14 protein-coding genes are annotated in these 15,001 nt (G+C 66.9%); 8 read left to right on the plus strand and 6 right to left on the minus strand.

The annotated features are described in order from the left end of the window. Nucleotides 1-81 precede the first annotated feature (81 nt). Both QX094_RS00875 and QX094_RS00880 read left to right on the plus strand, forming a co-directional pair. Complete coding sequence (locus tag QX094_RS00875; RefSeq protein WP_316187488.1) at nt 82-1,245, plus strand: GGDEF domain-containing protein; 1,164 nt, start codon at nt 82-84, stop codon at nt 1,243-1,245. Then, nucleotides 1,242-2,351 (plus strand): DUF2336 domain-containing protein, encoded by a 1,110-nt coding sequence (locus QX094_RS00880; protein ID WP_316187490.1) that lies wholly within the window; start codon nt 1,242-1,244, stop codon nt 2,349-2,351. The genes QX094_RS00875 and QX094_RS00880 overlap by 4 nt, the downstream gene beginning before the upstream one ends. Nucleotides 2,352-2,361: 10 nt before the next feature. On the opposite strand, the gene QX094_RS00885 is transcribed toward QX094_RS00880, so the two are convergent. Both QX094_RS00885 and QX094_RS00890 read right to left on the minus strand, forming a co-directional pair. Next, nucleotides 2,362-3,000 carry a DUF1109 domain-containing protein gene (locus tag QX094_RS00885; protein ID WP_315753096.1) on the minus strand — a complete coding sequence of 213 codons (639 nt, stop codon included), beginning with the start codon at nt 2,998-3,000 and terminating at the stop codon, nt 2,362-2,364. A gap of 2 nt (nt 3,001-3,002) precedes the next feature. Continuing rightward, complete coding sequence (locus QX094_RS00890; RefSeq protein WP_315716082.1) at nt 3,003-3,548, minus strand: sigma-70 family RNA polymerase sigma factor; 546 nt, start codon at nt 3,546-3,548, stop codon at nt 3,003-3,005. A gap of 324 nt (nt 3,549-3,872) precedes the next feature. Here QX094_RS00890 and QX094_RS00895 point away from each other — a divergent pair, with 324 nt between their 5' ends. From QX094_RS00895 to QX094_RS00920, 6 genes are all read left to right on the plus strand, one after another. Further along, complete coding sequence (locus QX094_RS00895) at nt 3,873-4,262, plus strand: hypothetical protein (protein WP_315753098.1); 390 nt, start codon at nt 3,873-3,875, stop codon at nt 4,260-4,262. Between the two features lie 84 nt (nt 4,263-4,346). Then, entirely contained in the window at nt 4,347-5,126 is a 780-nt protein-coding gene (locus QX094_RS00900; RefSeq protein WP_315716080.1) for an enoyl-CoA hydratase, read from the plus strand. Nucleotides 5,127-5,374: 248 nt separating this feature from the next. Next, a complete protein-coding gene (locus QX094_RS00905; protein WP_315753100.1) occupies nt 5,375-6,793 on the plus strand; it encodes a TolC family outer membrane protein in 1,419 nt (472 codons plus the stop codon). 85 nt (nt 6,794-6,878) lie between these two features. Next, the gene (locus QX094_RS00910; RefSeq protein WP_316187493.1) at nt 6,879-8,543 is read left to right on the plus strand and encodes a caspase family protein; all 1,665 of its coding nucleotides are present in this window, start codon (nt 6,879-6,881) and stop codon (nt 8,541-8,543) included. 90 nt (nt 8,544-8,633) lie between these two features. Continuing rightward, entirely contained in the window at nt 8,634-8,951 is a 318-nt protein-coding gene (locus QX094_RS00915) for a DUF3303 domain-containing protein (RefSeq protein ID WP_315753102.1), read from the plus strand. Then, entirely contained in the window at nt 8,936-9,328 is a 393-nt protein-coding gene (locus QX094_RS00920) for a hypothetical protein (protein WP_315716076.1), read from the plus strand. Before QX094_RS00915 ends, QX094_RS00920 begins: the two co-directional genes overlap by 16 nt. A gap of 34 nt (nt 9,329-9,362) precedes the next feature. On the opposite strand, the gene QX094_RS00925 is transcribed toward QX094_RS00920, so the two are convergent. From QX094_RS00925 to QX094_RS00940, 4 genes are all read right to left on the minus strand, one after another. Then, nucleotides 9,363-10,562 carry an adenylate/guanylate cyclase domain-containing protein gene (locus QX094_RS00925; RefSeq protein ID WP_315753104.1) on the minus strand — a complete coding sequence of 400 codons (1,200 nt, stop codon included), beginning with the start codon at nt 10,560-10,562 and terminating at the stop codon, nt 9,363-9,365. 196 nt (nt 10,563-10,758) lie between these two features. Continuing rightward, the gene (locus tag QX094_RS00930; RefSeq protein ID WP_315828237.1) at nt 10,759-12,108 is read right to left on the minus strand and encodes a carbohydrate porin; all 1,350 of its coding nucleotides are present in this window, start codon (nt 12,106-12,108) and stop codon (nt 10,759-10,761) included. A 1,010-nt stretch (nt 12,109-13,118) separates the two neighbouring features. Next, nucleotides 13,119-13,250 (minus strand): hypothetical protein, encoded by a 132-nt coding sequence (locus QX094_RS00935; RefSeq protein ID WP_316171163.1) that lies wholly within the window; start codon nt 13,248-13,250, stop codon nt 13,119-13,121. Between the two features lie 521 nt (nt 13,251-13,771). Continuing rightward, a complete protein-coding gene (locus QX094_RS00940; protein WP_315828235.1) occupies nt 13,772-15,001 on the minus strand; it encodes a cyclic nucleotide-gated ion channel in 1,230 nt (409 codons plus the stop codon).

Below are 15,001 nucleotides of genomic sequence, written 5' to 3' on the forward strand. Positions count from 1 at the left end.
CTCTTCGTCCATGCCCATAGATACCAAAGTTAAATGCTTTCCCACGTAGATTTTAAGCCAACGACGAAGAATCGCGAGCACATGGGCACGACGGCACCGCCTATTCCCAGTCCGAATGTCACCGAGGCCGGGGACGCGCAACCGTCTCCGGCCAGCGACCTGCGCGCGCGTCGTGCCGGGCGGCGCCGGCAGATGCTGGCGCTGGTCGCCGGATGCTACCTGATCGACGCCGTCATCCTGCTGATCTACGCAGAGGCGGGAACCGTCCCGGTCACGATCGCGCCAGCCTACGCAGCGACCGGCATTCTGACCGTCGCGCTGTGGACCGCCCTGTCGGAAAGCGGCTTCAACGACCGTTTCCGCGACCACTACCTCGTGGTGCCGCAATCGCTCGCCAGCATGATGATCACGGTCGCGTTCTGCTACATCGCGCCCGAAGTCAGCATCCTCTTCCTGTGCACGCTGTACATCGTCGTCGCCTTTGCCTCGCTGCGGGCGACGCCGCGCCAGAGCGCGATCTGCTGGACGTTCCTCGCGATCGGGCTGGCGGGATTGTTCCTGCTCACCGACAAGCCGCTCGGCATGCCGCACGACAGCGGCCTCGAGCGGCTCGCGACGCTCCTGGTCTTCCTCCTCACCATCGCCGGCTGCATGTTCCTCGGCATCTTCTCCAGCGCGCTGCGCGAGACGCTGTACCAGCGCGGACAGAAGCTCAAGGAAGCCTATCGCCGCATCGAGGAGCTGGCCGAGATCGACGAGCTCACCGGCGCGCTGAACCGGCGCTCGATCATGGATGTGCTGGACGAGGAGATGGCGCAGGCGCGGCAGGGCGGCCAGCCCTGCTCGGTCGTGCTGATCGATCTCGACTGGTTCAAGCGCATCAACGACACGCATGGTCATCCGACCGGCGACGACGTGCTGCGCACCTTCGCCATCACCATCTTCGCCAACATTCGCGGCAGCGACCGCTTCGGCCGCTACGGCGGCGAGGAATTCCTGCTGGTGCTGCCGGGCGCACCGGCCGACGCCGCGGCGCGGCTCGCCGAACGATTGCGCCAGATCATCGCCGGCCTCGACTGGAGTGCGTTTTCGACCGGCCTGCAGGTCACGTTCTCGGCCGGCGTGGCCACCCCGCGCGGCGACGAGACCGCCGATTCGCTGCTCGCCCGGGCCGATCGTGCGCTCTACGACTCGAAGGCGCAGGGCCGCAATCGCGTCACCAGCGCCTGCGCCGTCCCGGCATGACCCCGAAACCCGCCCCGAACGAAAGCCTGCTCGACGAACTCGAGGACACGCTCGCGCACGGCACCGTCGCCCGGCGGGTCGAGACCCTGCGCAAGGTGACGGACCTGTTCGTCGACGGCGCGACGGACTTCGCCGATGATCAGGTCGCGCTGTTCGACGACGTGTTCGAATGCCTGATCGAGCACATCGAGATCTCGGCCCGCGCGCTGCTCGCGCGGCGGCTGGCGCCGCTGGCGTCGGCGCCGCCGCGGACGCTCTACCGGCTGGCCGATGACGACGCCATCGATGTCGCAGGCCCGGTGCTGTCGAAGTCCGAACGGCTCGACGAGGCCGCGCTGATCCGCACAGCCGAGACCAAGAGCCAGGCGCATCTGCTCGCGATCTCGCTCCGGCGCGTGCTCAGCCGCGCCGTCACCGACATCCTGCTCAGGCGCGGCAACGACGAGGTCGTTCACAGCACCGTCAGCAATCCCGGCGCCGACGTCTCGGAGGCCAGCCTCGACACGCTGGCCGATCGCGCCGCGCTGGACGAAAACCTCGCCGCGTGCCTCGCCATGCGGCCCAATCTGCCGCGCCATCTCTATCTGAAGCTGGTCGCCAAGGCGTCGGCCACGGTCCGCGCGCGGCTCGAGGCGGCAAACCCGAAGCTCGCGCAGGAGGTCTTCTCGGCGGTGCGGACGGCAGGGCGGCGGGCGCGATCGAGCGCGGCGGCGCTGACCAGCCAGACCGAGATCGCGCACGCGCTGGTGCGCTCGCTGCATGCCGAGGGCCGGCTCGACGATCGTCTCGTCGTGCAGTTCACCGAGCAGCGCAGGTTCGACGAGGCCAATGCCGCCGTGGCGGCCATGGCCAACGTGCCGGTCGCGGTCGCCGAGAGCATCATGATCGAAAGCCGCGCCGAGGGCGTCATGATCCTCGCCAAGGTCGCAGGCCTGTCATGGCCAACGGTGAAGTCGATCATCCTGATGCGCGATGGGCTCGCCACCACCGCGACGACCGATCTCGACGCCTGCAAGGCCACCTATGAGCGGCTCCGGCGGTCCACCGCGCAGCAGGTGCTGCGCTTCCATCGCGTCCAGGACGCCGCGACGCCGGTGCAGGCGTAGCCGCCCCCGGTCAATAGCGCAGCACCCTCGCGCCGATGAGCGCGCCGAGCCCGGCCACGATCAGCGCGGCCACCGTGTACCAGGTGGCCACGAACAGCGGCGAATCGTCGGTGCAATGCGCGGCATAGAGCGTCGCCGCCATGCCCGCCGAGACCAGCCCGGCGATCGCGCCCGTCATCGCCGGACGCGACGGCGCGCCATGGCGCAGGCCGAACAGCGCGGCGGCCAGCAGCGGCAGCGACAGCACGGGAATGGCGCTCATGCACACCATCGAATTGTGGCCGACCAGCCGCGCCATCATCGGTGTGCGCTGCGGCAGCATCATCTCCGCCGCCATGCCGCCGACGAGGACGATGATCGGCGCGATCAGGAGCCAGCTCCAGCCCTGCAGCGAAGCTTCAGGGCGCGACAGATGCAGGCTGATGATCAGCGCCGGGATCGCCAGCGCCGTGGTGACGACGAACTTCAGGTCGAAGAACGGATTGCGCACCGCGAGCCAGATGTCCGGCCGGACGCCGAGGCCGATGAGCAGCATTGCGGTCGAGACCGGCGTTGCCGCCATCAGGGCCAGCGCCAGCACGATGCCGACCGGCTGCGCGCGCTGCGCATTGTCGGCGGCGAGGGTGCGGATGAGCTGATCGGTGTCCATGGTCAGGTATCCCGTAGCTTGGCCGTGAGGCTTGCGAGCGCGCGGTGCAGCGCCACCCGCACCGCGCCCTCGCTCATGGAAAACTTCTCCGCGGTCTGCTTGATCGAGGCAGCCTCGACTGCGATCGACTGCAGCACGTCGCGCTGACGCTGCGGCAGGGTCTTCAGCTGCGCCTCGACCTCGCCGGCCGAGACGGTGGGCGCCGGCGGCTCGTCGGCCAGCGTCTCCGAGAAATCGTCGATGTCGACGAACACCCGCCGGCCGCGCCGGCGCAGCATGTCGATCAGCTTGTTGCGCGCGATCGCGAACAGCCAGGGCGCGAACGGCGCGTCGACGTCCCAGGTGTGCCGCTTGAGATGAACCGCCAACAGAATTTCCTGCACGATGTCCTCGGCCTGGTCGGGGGGCTGACCGGCGCGCGCCAGCCCGCGCCGTGATGCTGCGCGCAACACCGGCGTGATCGCCCTCAGCAGGCGATGATAGGCCTCGTCGTCACCGGCGACGGCCTGGCGCATCCAGCCCGTCCACTCGTCGTCACGCTCGCGCAACTCCGCTCCACCCCCAGCAATTCGCCCGAATCGTCAGCTTGTTACTCTCGCGACATCCTGATCACTAATTCGTGATGCGGGCATTGGCCTCGGAACCATCCGAGTTACGCCACAACGAGAGCACGCCACCGGGCAAGTCTTGGAACCGCTCCATAGCACCGAATCGAAAGGTGCATGATCAGGTTTAATGGGCCGCGCCGCAAAGTGCGGCGCCGCCCAGCTTTTGCCGTGAGCGGCAGGAAGATACCCATTTTCTGCCCCGTTCTCGACATCTGTCGGGGTCTCACTCCGGCCTGGGCTGGCGGGATGGGGAGAGAGCCGACGATGACGATCCAAGCCAGTGGACGTTCAGCATTGATCATTGCCGCCGCGTTCGTTCTGGGCCTCGTTGGCACTGGATTCGCCCGCGCGGCCGAACAGCAGAGCTACAGTCCGTTCTTGCCGGTGGGGTCCGAGAGCGCTCCGGCGGCGAAGCAGGACGGATTCCCGGCGCCGATGCCGGTCGAAGCCCAGGCTCAGGCCGCACCCGCGGCGGAATCGGCCGACGCCGCGCCGAGCGACGCGCCGGCGGCCTCGGACGTCACCGTGAACATGGTCACGGTCAGCAATGACGACAGCTCCGGCTGGGACAAGGCCTCGATCATCGGCAAGATCTTCATCGCCTGCGGCACCCTGCTCACCCTGGGCTCGGCGGCACGGATGTTCATGATCTGAGGCGCCGCGCGGCGCCGCACCTACTTGATGCGCATCGATCCAGCGGGCACATTGCCCGCTGTTTTGATTTCTCGGGGTGGGATCATGAGCGTTTACGAGCACATCATCGTCGAAGGCAAAGGCGCGGTCGGAATCATCACCCTGAACCGGCCGAAGATGCTCAACGCGCTGTCGTTCGGCGTCTTCCGCGAGATCGCCGCCGCCGTGGATGACCTCGAGGCCGACGACGCCATCGGCTGCATCGTGATCACCGGCAGCGAGAAGGCGTTCGCCGCGGGCGCCGACATCAAGGAGATGCAGCCCAAGAGCTTCATCGACATGTTCTCGAGCGACTTCACCGCGATCGGCGGCGACCGCGTCGCGCGCTGCCGCAAGCCGACGATTGCGGCGGTCGCCGGCTACGCGCTCGGCGGCGGCTGCGAGCTCGCGATGATGTGCGACTTCATCATCGCTGCCGACACCGCGAAATTCGGCCAGCCCGAGATCACGCTCGGCACCATTCCGGGCATCGGCGGCACCCAGCGCCTGACGCGCGCGATCGGCAAGGCCAAGGCGATGGACCTCTGCCTCACCGGCCGCATGATGGATGCGGCCGAGGCCGAACGCTCCGGCCTCGTCAGCCGCATCGTGCCGGCCGACAGGCTGATGGATGAGGTGATGGCTGCGGCCGAGAAGATCGCATCGATGTCGCGCCCGGCAGCGGCGATGGCCAAGGAGGCCGTCAACCGCGCCTTCGAGACCCCGCTGTCCGAAGGCATGAATGTCGAGCGCAACCTGTTCCACGCCACCTTCGCGCTCGAAGACCGCGCCGAGGGCATGGCCGCGTTCATCGAGAAGCGCAAGCCGGTGAACAAGAACCGCTGAGATTGCTGCGGGTCACTCGCAGCTGAACGAATCGATCTGCCTCTCATGTCGCCGGGTGCACCTCACCCGCTTACCAAGCGCGTATCCGCGCGCCGGGCCGCAGCACTGCGACAAACGGCCTGTGGCGAGCACGCCACAACAAACCATGGAAAAGCCCGCCAGATTCCACATCGGCGGTTTGTGTGTGGCCGCCATCCGCCCTAAACAGGTAAACAACTGGTTAAGACAGTGAGACGCGGCGGAGTCGGATGGTGGGTCGAGCCAAAGAATTTGGCGTCGGCAAGATGCGTGTGCGAAGGATCGGCCTCGGCCTGACCCTCGCGGGCAGCCTTGTCGTCGTGTGCTCGCCCGCGCGCGCCGAGGATCTCGCCGCCGCGCTCGCGAAAGCCTATCAGACCAATCCGGCGCTGAATGCGGAGCGCGCGCGCCAGCGCGCCACCGACGAGAACGTGCCGCAGGCGCTGGCCGGCTATCGTCCGCAACTGATCGCGAGCCTCGGCGCCGGCCTGCAGGCGGTGCGCAATCTGCTGCCCAACAACACGATCCAGACCGCGACATTGAAGCCCTGGACCATCGGCGTCACCGTTACGCAGACGCTGTTCAACGGCTTCCGGACCGCCAACAGCGTCCGCATGGCCGAGCTGCAGGTGCAGTCGGGCCGCGAGGCGCTGCGCAATGTCGGCCAGGGCGTACTGCTCGACGCCGTCACCGCCTACACCAATGTGCTCGCCAACCAGTCGCTGGTCGAGGCACAGCGCTCCAACGTCGCCTTCCTGCGCGAGACGCTCTCGGTCACGCAGCGCCGTCTCAATGCCGGCGACGTCACGCCGACCGACGCCTCGCAGGCCGAGGCGCGGCTGTCGCGCGGGCTGTCCGATCTCAACGCCGCCGAGGTCAACCTCGCCATCAGCCAGGCGACCTATGCCCAGGTCATCGGCATGGCGCCGGGCCAGCTGCGCGCGGCCGACCCGATCGATCGCCTGCTGCCGCGCAGCCGCGAGGACGCGATTGCGCTCGGCAACAAGGAAAATCCGGCCGTGGCTGCGGCGAGCTTCGACGTCGACGTGGCCTCGACCTCGATCAAGGTCGCCGAGGGCGCGCTGCTGCCGAGCGTGACCCTGCAGGGCGGTGTCAGCCGCAGCCGCGATTCGGATCAGACGCTGGGTACCTTCGGCACCGACCAGGCATCGATCGTCGGCAGCATCACCGCGCCGATCTATGACGGCGGCACGGCGGCGTCGCAGACCCGCCAGAGCAAGGAGCTCGCGGCGCAGAGCCGCCTCGTGCTCGACCAGGTCCGCAACCAGGCGCGAACTGCGGTGGTCAGCGCCTGGGTTGCCAACGAGGGTGCCAAGGTCGCCGTCAGCGCCTCCGAGGCCGAGGTGAAGGCCGCCACCATCGCGCTGCAAGGCGTGTCGCGCGAGGCCCAGGGCGGCCAGCGCACCACGGTCGACGTGCTCAACTCGCAGGCCGATCTGATCCAGGCCAAGGCACGGCTGATCGGCGCGCAGCGCGACCGCGTCATCGCCTCCTATACGCTGCTCAGCGCGATCGGCCGGCTCGACGTCAAGAACCTCAATCTGAATACGCCGGACTATCTGCCCGAGGTGCACTACCACCAGGTGCGCGACGCCTGGCACGGCCTGCGCACGCCCTCCGGACAGTAGTGCGAGCGGTCATCGCTCAAGGCCGACGACCTTGCTTTGCCGATATTGCCGGATAGTCTGACGCACGACCGACTCCGGGGCTGTCATGACGGCATTGCGTTACCTGTTGCTTGTTCTCGTTCTCATCAGTTCAGGCAGCACCGCCGCGCTGGCGGACAAGCGCGTCGCGCTGATCATCGGCAACTCCGCCTACAAGACTGTCGCCAGGCTATCGAACCCGGCCAACGATGCGAAGCTCGTCGGCGACATGTTCCGCAACGCCGGCTTCGAGCGCGTCGACGTCAGGCTCGATCTCGGCGTGCAGGAGATGCGCCGGGCCTTGCGCGAGTTCGGGGCGCGGGCGCGCGAGGCCGAGGTCGCGGTGATCTACTACGCCGGCCACGGCATCGAGCTCGACGGCACCAACTATCTGATCCCGACCGATGCCGCGCTGGAGGCGGACAGCGACGTTCTCGACGAGGCGATCGCGCTCGAGCGCGTGCTGTTCGCGATCGAGCCGGCCAAGCAGTTGCGCCTCGTCGTGCTCGACGCCTGCCGCGACAATCCGTTCGCCAAGACGATGAAGCGCAGCGTCGCCTCGCGCAGCATCGGACGCGGCCTCGCCAAGGTCGAGCCGTCGAGCCCGAACACGATGATCGCATTCTCGGCCAAGGCCGGGTCGACCGCCGCCGACGGCGACGCCAGCAACAGCCCGTTCGCAACGGCGCTGGTGGCGCATCTGCCAAAGCCCGGCCTCGATCTGCGCCGCGCGTTCGGCTTCGTCCGCGACGACGTGCTGAAGGCGACCGGCTATCGCCAGGAGCCCTATGTCTACGGATCGCTCGGCGGCAACGACGTGGCGCTGGTGCCGGTCGTGCAAGCTCCGAGCGCGGCGGCCGATTCCGACGCGGCGATGCGGCGCGACTACGAGCTCGCCGAGCGCATCGGCAGCGAGGCGGCGTTCGATGCCTTCATCGAGAAGTATCCAAGCGGATTCTACGCCGCGCTCGCCAGGGCGCAGCGCGCCAAGCTCGCGCCGGCGGCAGCCAACGTCGCCGCGCCCGCCACGACCGACGTCACGCGCAGCCCGCCCGAAGCGTCAGGGCAACGTGCGGACAAGCCGCCCGCGGCGTCCGAGCCAGCCAAGCCCGCGATGGTCGCGGCGTTGCCGCCGCCCGCGGACAAGGTCGCGCCGCCGGACCCGGCACGCGAGCTTGCCAGCGAACTGCGGCGCGTCGGCTGCAGCACCTCCGACAGCGACGGCACCTGGGATCTCAACGCGCGCCGGGCGCTGGAGCGCTTCAACAAGCAGGCTGGCACCCGGTTCGATACCAAGCTCGCCAGCCTCGACGCGCTCGACGCCGTCAAGGCGAAGACGGCCCGTGTCTGCCCGGTGCTCTGCCCCAAAGGCCGGCGCGCCGACGGCGATGCTTGCGTCGCTATCGCCTGCCCCGCCGGTCAGGCGCGCGACGGGGATGGCGATTGCGTGAGGCGCAAGGACGAGCCGGTCGCGAAGAAGCCGGACGAGGCGCTCAGGCGCGACGAGCCGGCGCGCAAGAAGGAGCCGGCGGTGGCGGCGCGCTCCGAGCCGGAGCCGAAGCGCGTCAGCGGCGGCGGCCGCTGCACCAGCATCAGCCAGCGCTGCGCGATCGAGATCGGCGGCCGCTGCAATCCCGCCACCGGCCATTGGGAATACGGCCGCAACGGCGCCGGCGGCAACACGATGTCGTTCAACAATTGCATCGGCCGGATGATGGCCGGGCGGCGCTGAGCGGACGGCCGCGTCCGGAGACGAGACAACCGGGGCGATCTGGAACAGGCGCGCGAACTCGCCCACAATGGGCGGCAACCGGAGGCGCGCATGCTGTTCATGGTGATCGAACGTTTCAAGGACCGCGATCCGATTCCGGTCTACCGCCGCGTGCGCGATCCCGGCATCACGTTTCCCGAAGGGCTCAAATATCTCGGCAGCTGGATCGAGCCGAACTTCGACCGCTGCTTCCAGCTGATGGAATGCGACGACGCCCGCCTGCTGCAGCATTGGGTTCTCGCCAACGCCCGCGACACCGGCATGACCTTCGAGATCGTGCCGGTGGTGACAAGCGCGGAGACGCGCGAGGTGGTGGCGCCCTTTTTGGATGAGAATCCACTCGCGGGCGGACGATGCTCGACATCCTGACGCAGGTGCTCGCCGCATGCATCGTCTCCTACGCGATCGCTGTTCTAATGCCGTCGTGGCGGGCGTTGCTCGTGGCGACGCTGATCGTCGTGCTGCTGACTGCGTTCGACGGGATACGGCATTGGTGGTCGCCAGCGTCGGATCGTTGTCACAGCACCTGTACACTCAACGATCTGCTCGCCATTCCGCTGCTGCCGATTGCGAGAGCAGGCTTCTTGACCGGAGCAGCGATCCGCGCACTGACCTTCCTTCCGCATGCCCAAAGACTGTCGTCGCGGGCGATCATCATGATCTTGGTTGCCGGAGGGCCCATCGCCATCGCAATCGTCTTGTTCGCGCCGGATGTTGTTTTCTGGCACCCGCCCCGGCTGGGCTAGGCTCAGTCGATCGACACGGCCCTGCCCGAATTCGCTACCCCTCGAACGAAAACAGCTCGATCGGGTCGCTGAAGCCGCGTACCGGAAATTCGCCGACGCGCTCCAGCGCGAACGGGCCCTCGACGAGCTCGGCAAACGCACGCGACATCAGCACGGGACGGCCGACCTGCTTGGTCAGCGCCTCCATGCGCGAGGCCATGTTGACCGCGGGTCCGATCACCGTGAAATCCAGACGTGTCTGCGAGCCGATGTTGCCGTACATCACGTCACCGACATGGATGCCGATGCCGTAGCGGAGCGGCGCCCGGCCGCTCTCGGCGTTGCGTGCGTTCAGCTCCGCCATCGCCTGCCTGGCGCCAGTCACGGCATGCAGCAAGTTGGCACAGGCTGCGGGCTCGGTGAGCGGAAAGATCGCGAGCAGGCCGTCGCCGATGAACTTCAGGATCTCGCCGCCGTGCTGCGTGATCGGTTCCACCATCGCGTCGAAATAGCCGTTGAGCAGATCGATGACATCGTCGCGCGGCCAGTTGTCGGAGATCCTGGTGAAGTCTCTGAGGTCGCAGATCATGATCGCCGCGCGCACCGTCGTGCCGCTGCCGCGCCGCGTCGCTCCCGCCAGGACCATCTCGGCCGCATGCGGCCCGACATAGGTCTCCAGCAACGTCCGCGCCAGGCGGTTCTTGATGCGAATCTCGCTCACCAGCGCCAGCACCGGCAGCAGCCGCTGCAGCGCGTCGATGTCGGCCTGGTCGAAGCCACCGTGGCGATCGGTCGCGAACGTCACGAAATGCCGCTTGCCGAGCGTGTGATACATCGGCCAGGCGACGTAGTCGGTCAGGCCCTGCGCCCGCATCTCGTCATAGATCGCATGCTGACGGCCGAGCCTGGGATCGCGCGCCAGATCTTCGCGAATCTCCTCGGCACCGCCGTAGATTTCGGCGCCGGGGCTGCCGATGAATTCGGACCGCTCGCGGACGTCGTAGTCGATGCGGGCGATCTCGGCCCCTTGCATGCCGTCGCTCCACAGCATCCGGGCGCCGAGCCATTGCGGATGGTTGATCTGAACGTGCAGCGAGGCGCGCTTGAGCGGAATGCCGGCGCGCTGCAGCCGGATGCACATCTGCGCGAAGATGTTGTCGATGAAGCGCTCGTCGCGGGTGCCGTTGGTAAGCCAGTCCACGACCTCGTCGCCCAGGCGCTGGCCAGGGGCGAGATGGACGTCTGTTGCGGTCATGGCGATCTCCTGGCGGCTCGGCGTCGCGGTCCAGGAGATGTCGTGCCGCAATGCGAAAGAGTCAATCGACGTCATCGCATCGCGGCCCACCCGGATGGGCAGGATACGCCAGCTCCTCATCGGATCGGTGAGCCGGGCGCGCCTCGCGCGATGGGGCGGATGCTGCACACCCGCCCCATCGGCTCACATCACAGGATCAGAAGTGCACCACCGTCCGCAGGCCGAGAACCACCGCATTGCCGGTTTTGACACCGGCGCCATTGAAGCCCCGCCCGCCCGGATTGATGACATACTGGGCGTCGAACTTCAGGTTCATCCAGCCGGTCGCCTGCCAGCCATACCAGGCCTCGATCGGCACCTCGTTGCCGCCCGCATTCGGCGTCAGCGCCGCCGAGTTGACATGCGTGGTGCCGACCGCGAAGCCGACCTCGTCGTCGGGACGGAACGAGAAGGTGCCGGTGTGCTTGACGCCCCAGGAGATCTGGTAGTCCTGATACGCGGTGCGGTGATCGGCGACGCTGGTGTTGAGGAAGGTGTACCAGCCCTGCGCCTTGGGACCCTCGACCGTCAACCGCTGCAGGATCGATTCGTAGAAGCCGTAGCGGCCGCGCTGGCTGCTGAGGTTCTGATCGCCGACGCCGGGGCCGCCGGCATACACGCCGGTGATGCCGGGCAGACCGCCGTCGATGGTCGAGGCGCTGTCATACCAGCCGCCGACGCGCCAGGTGCCGTTGAGCGGACCGCTCGGTTCATACACCACCTCGACCGGCACCAAGACGCCTGCGGCCGGATTCGAGCGCGGAATGCCCGGCGCGAGATAGACGCCCGCGTCCGACGTCGTCAGATAGTTCGGATTGGCGTCGTAGACGCCGACCGACAGCTTCCATTCCTTGGTGAAGTTGTAGTGCACGACGCCGGCCCACTGGCTCACCGGCCAGTTGTAGATGTAGCCGCCCTGGATGTTGCCCGGCTGGCCGCCGCAGAAGGTCAGGTTGATGAACTCGCACTGGCCGAAGAAGAAGTCGGAGCCGACCGGCAGCCGGCCGCCCTTGAGCACGAGGCGGTCGTCGAACAGCTTCTGCTGATAGTAGAACTCGGTGAGGCGCAGGATGTTGCCGCGGCCGAACACCTCGTTGGTCAGCTGCAGCGCCGGAATGCCGGCCTCGCTGTTGAGATTCTTGCCGAAGCGATCGACCAGCGTCACGCCGATCATGCCGCCCTGGATGCCGGCGAGCTTGGCCATGTCGAACTTGGCCTCGAACCACAATTGCCCGGCATTGGCCGCGGTGTTGCGCGAGCCACCCGACAGATTGGTGACGGCTTCGTCGCCGAGCGTGAGCGCGAGCGAGATGCCCTGCTCCTTCAGCCTGGTCCGGCCGAGATCGCCGAACAGATACGGCCGCGTCCAGAAATCATCGACACCCGCATAGGGAATCGGCGGCGCCTTCATCGGCAGATCGGCCGCGACCGCACCACCGCCACCCAACAAACAAGACAAAGCAACCCCTACGCCGCACATGCGCGCGGTCGTCGCAAACCCACTCATTTTTCCTGCTCCTCGCAGCGTCCCCAGGCTCTGGATGTTGTTCTGTCGCGCCCGGCCCAGAGCCTCCGTCCCGGCACGCGCTTCCCCACGGCTCAATCCCCGGCCGCCGCCCATTCGAGGGGCGATTTCGTCAACCTAAGATTGGATGGCAATCCTAGCAAGCGCCGAGGCGCCTTTGAATAGTCATATTATATTTGGGAGTCGGTATAACCGTAACTGTGACATGAGCGTCACATGCCGCACTGCGGAATATCTGCTGTTCAGGTCCGACCACGTGAAGCCGTCCGTATGTCGCTACGCTCACGAGCGGCTCGCCTGGAAGCACGATGTCTCCGCGCGTCATTGGAGAGGAGCTGCGAGTTCGAGAGCTCTCGGGCCGAGGCAACTTCCTAGCGAGGCTGCGCATCTTGAACGAGGGCATTCCACTCATCGCGAACGGCGTCCCGAAGCAGACCAGGAGGGATCGCGCCCACGTTCTCTGGCGCAAGATGACTAGGCTGTGGGCTGCATGTCTCGATCAGGAAATTGACGGCATCGTCTGCTGTCTCAACCCCAGCGGCTTTGGCCGTCGGTGCATACGTGCGGACGCAGGCTTTGAGGTTAGAGACCACTTGACGCAATCTGTCGTTCGCAGCCCGTGCTGATACTAACAGCGCAGCGGCAACAAGCAGCAATGCAATTGCCGTTCTCAAGGCATCGATCCCCATGACATCCAGCCCATCAGAATTGCATCGGCAGTTGTGCAGTTTAAGTGTGTAAACACCAGTTACGCGTCAGCCGAGGGTCAGCCAGCTTCGGAGAAAAAAACTGCCTTGTGGCGTCACTGCCAGCTTACTTCCAGTTGCACCCTGATAGCGTAAACTTCCGCCGCGGACCGAAAGGCCCGAGACGGGCCAGAAGCGCCCTTGGTCTCCGGGTGACGTGCTGCGCCGGGCGAGTCGGAGCGATCGGGCCAAATTCGGTCGTGACCTGTCGTCGTTGATTTGCCCGACGAGCAGCGTCCCGGCCGTTCATGCAACGAAATTGGTCTCGGCCACCCCAAATCGGCCTTCGCCGGAACGGCGCATTTCATCAGCAGCTTCAACGCCATCGCCCGTTTCAAGGGCTTCGCGCAAAAATAAATCACTTCCGAAAATCAGCAAATCATGTCTATTCTCTCCACGTTCCGGTCCGGATGAGGGGCGTACGCGTCGTCACGAAACGTTGGGCCGGCAATGCGGTGGACGTGAGGGCATCAGCGCGCTTCATGCGCGGACGATTGATGCGCTCGCGGACGTGAAGTCGCGTGGTCCTGACACCCCGAAGCTGGTGTCCCCGCGGCGGCGAGCGAGAAGCGCGTCGTCGCGCACGGTGGCCAACAAGCCCGGTGCACCGAGGAGATCGCGTATAAGCGTTAAAACCGCCGCGCAGGGAATGCCGGATGAACCGGCTTTGCCTGTGGTACCTGCCGCCTGCATTTTTTTCCGCAGGCGGGCCATGGGTGAGGCCCTCACCCGGCATTCCCTGCGCCCTCATCACTCTCGAGGGCGGACGTCTTCCGCATCTCCTGGGTGCAATCGCGCCGCGGGATGGTGCGCGCGCGCCCGGCTGTTTGACTCGTTGGAAGATGGAATGAGACGCGCGCCTGCCGTCGCCAACGACGTACGGAATCCGCGCGCAGCCCCTACTCGTCCGTCTGGTCGTCGTGCTCGGCCTGCGACAGCTCGGCAAGGGCGAGGTCGCCGGAATCGGCCATGCGCGCCTTGGCGATGGTCCGGACATGCGCGGCGAGCGCCGGCATCCGCGCGATCAGCGCATGGAAATCCTGCGCGTCGAGCACCAGCAGCCGGGTCTTGCGCGTCGCCGTCACGGTGCCCGAGCGCTTGGTCCGGTGCAGCAGCGCGATCTCGCCGAAGAACGTGCCGTCGGCGAGCTTGACGCATTGCGTCGGCAGCTCGATCTCGACCTCGCCGGCAGTGATGAAATACATCGAGGAGGCGGCATCGCCGCGCCGCACCAGCACCTCGCCGGATTCGATCGTGCGCGCGCGCAGCAGCCGCATGATGTCGGCGATTTCGGACGCCGAAAGATGCGAGAACAGCGGCACCCGCGCCAGCATGCCCCAAGTGACGACGAAGTCGCGCCGCTTGATCTCCTCGGCGAACGCGGTGGAGATGATCGCGACCGGCAGCGCGATCATGGCGAAGCCCCAGATGATCGCGAACACCGTGATGATGCGGCCGAGCGGCGTCACCGGCACGACATCGCCATAGCCGACGGTGCCGAGCGTCACGATCGCCCACCACATCGCGTGCGGGATGGTGCCGAACTTGTCGGGCTGGACGTCGCGCTCGACCGCATAGAGCAGCGAGGCGAACAGCAGCACCGCGCCGGCCAGGATGACGAGGCAGCCGATCAGGATGCGCCGCTCGGCCTGCACCGCCGACAGCAGCGAGCGCAGCGCCGGCGAATAGCGCACCAGCTTGAGGAACGGCAGCACGATGCACACCGCTTCCAGGCTGCGGTCGCCGAGCACGAGCGCAATCGCGGCCGGCACGAAGGACAGGAGATCGATCAGGCCGAGCGCTGACAAGGCGTAGGCGAGCCGCTCCCGGTGCGGCGACTGGCGCCGCGGCATGTGCCCCGCCACGCTCCAGAGCCGAGCGACATACTCCGCGGCAAACACGATCAGCGAACAGACCTTGATCGCTCGCAGCAATCCGCCAATGGCGGCCGCGATGTCCGGGTCGGAGGCCAGCACCACCGCCAGCACGTCGAGCGTGATGACGAGCACGATGAACTGGACGACGCGCGAGCCGTGCGTGCTCGGCAGATGGTCGTGCTCGAGCAGCTCGTACAGCCGGTCGCGCAGATCGGGATCGCGAACGCTCTCGCCCGGCCCGAGCGTCGGCAC

Origin of the sequence: Bradyrhizobium sp. SZCCHNS1050, assembly GCF_032484785.1 — a bacterium.
Taxonomy (GTDB): Bacteria; Pseudomonadota; Alphaproteobacteria; order Rhizobiales; family Xanthobacteraceae; genus Bradyrhizobium.

What these genes read in the sequence shown, in the direction of transcription:
- QX094_RS00875 (WP_316187488.1), top strand. Translation starts at nt 82, where the DNA reads ATGGGCACGACGGCACCGCCTATTCCCAGTCCGAATGTCACCGAGGCC.
- QX094_RS00880 (WP_316187490.1), top strand. Translation starts at nt 1,242, where the DNA reads ATGACCCCGAAACCCGCCCCGAACGAAAGCCTGCTCGACGAACTCGAG.
- QX094_RS00885 (WP_315753096.1), bottom strand. Translation starts at nt 3,000, where the DNA reads ATGGACACCGATCAGCTCATCCGCACCCTCGCCGCCGACAATGCGCAG.
- QX094_RS00895 (WP_315753098.1), top strand. Translation starts at nt 3,873, where the DNA reads ATGACGATCCAAGCCAGTGGACGTTCAGCATTGATCATTGCCGCCGCG.
- QX094_RS00900 (WP_315716080.1), top strand. Translation starts at nt 4,347, where the DNA reads ATGAGCGTTTACGAGCACATCATCGTCGAAGGCAAAGGCGCGGTCGGA.
- QX094_RS00905 (WP_315753100.1), top strand. Translation starts at nt 5,375, where the DNA reads ATGGTGGGTCGAGCCAAAGAATTTGGCGTCGGCAAGATGCGTGTGCGA.
- QX094_RS00910 (WP_316187493.1), top strand. Translation starts at nt 6,879, where the DNA reads ATGACGGCATTGCGTTACCTGTTGCTTGTTCTCGTTCTCATCAGTTCA.
- QX094_RS00915 (WP_315753102.1), top strand. Translation starts at nt 8,634, where the DNA reads ATGCTGTTCATGGTGATCGAACGTTTCAAGGACCGCGATCCGATTCCG.
- QX094_RS00920 (WP_315716076.1), top strand. Translation starts at nt 8,936, where the DNA reads ATGCTCGACATCCTGACGCAGGTGCTCGCCGCATGCATCGTCTCCTAC.
- QX094_RS00925 (WP_315753104.1), bottom strand. Translation starts at nt 10,562, where the DNA reads ATGACCGCAACAGACGTCCATCTCGCCCCTGGCCAGCGCCTGGGCGAC.
- QX094_RS00930 (WP_315828237.1), bottom strand. Translation starts at nt 12,108, where the DNA reads ATGAGTGGGTTTGCGACGACCGCGCGCATGTGCGGCGTAGGGGTTGCT.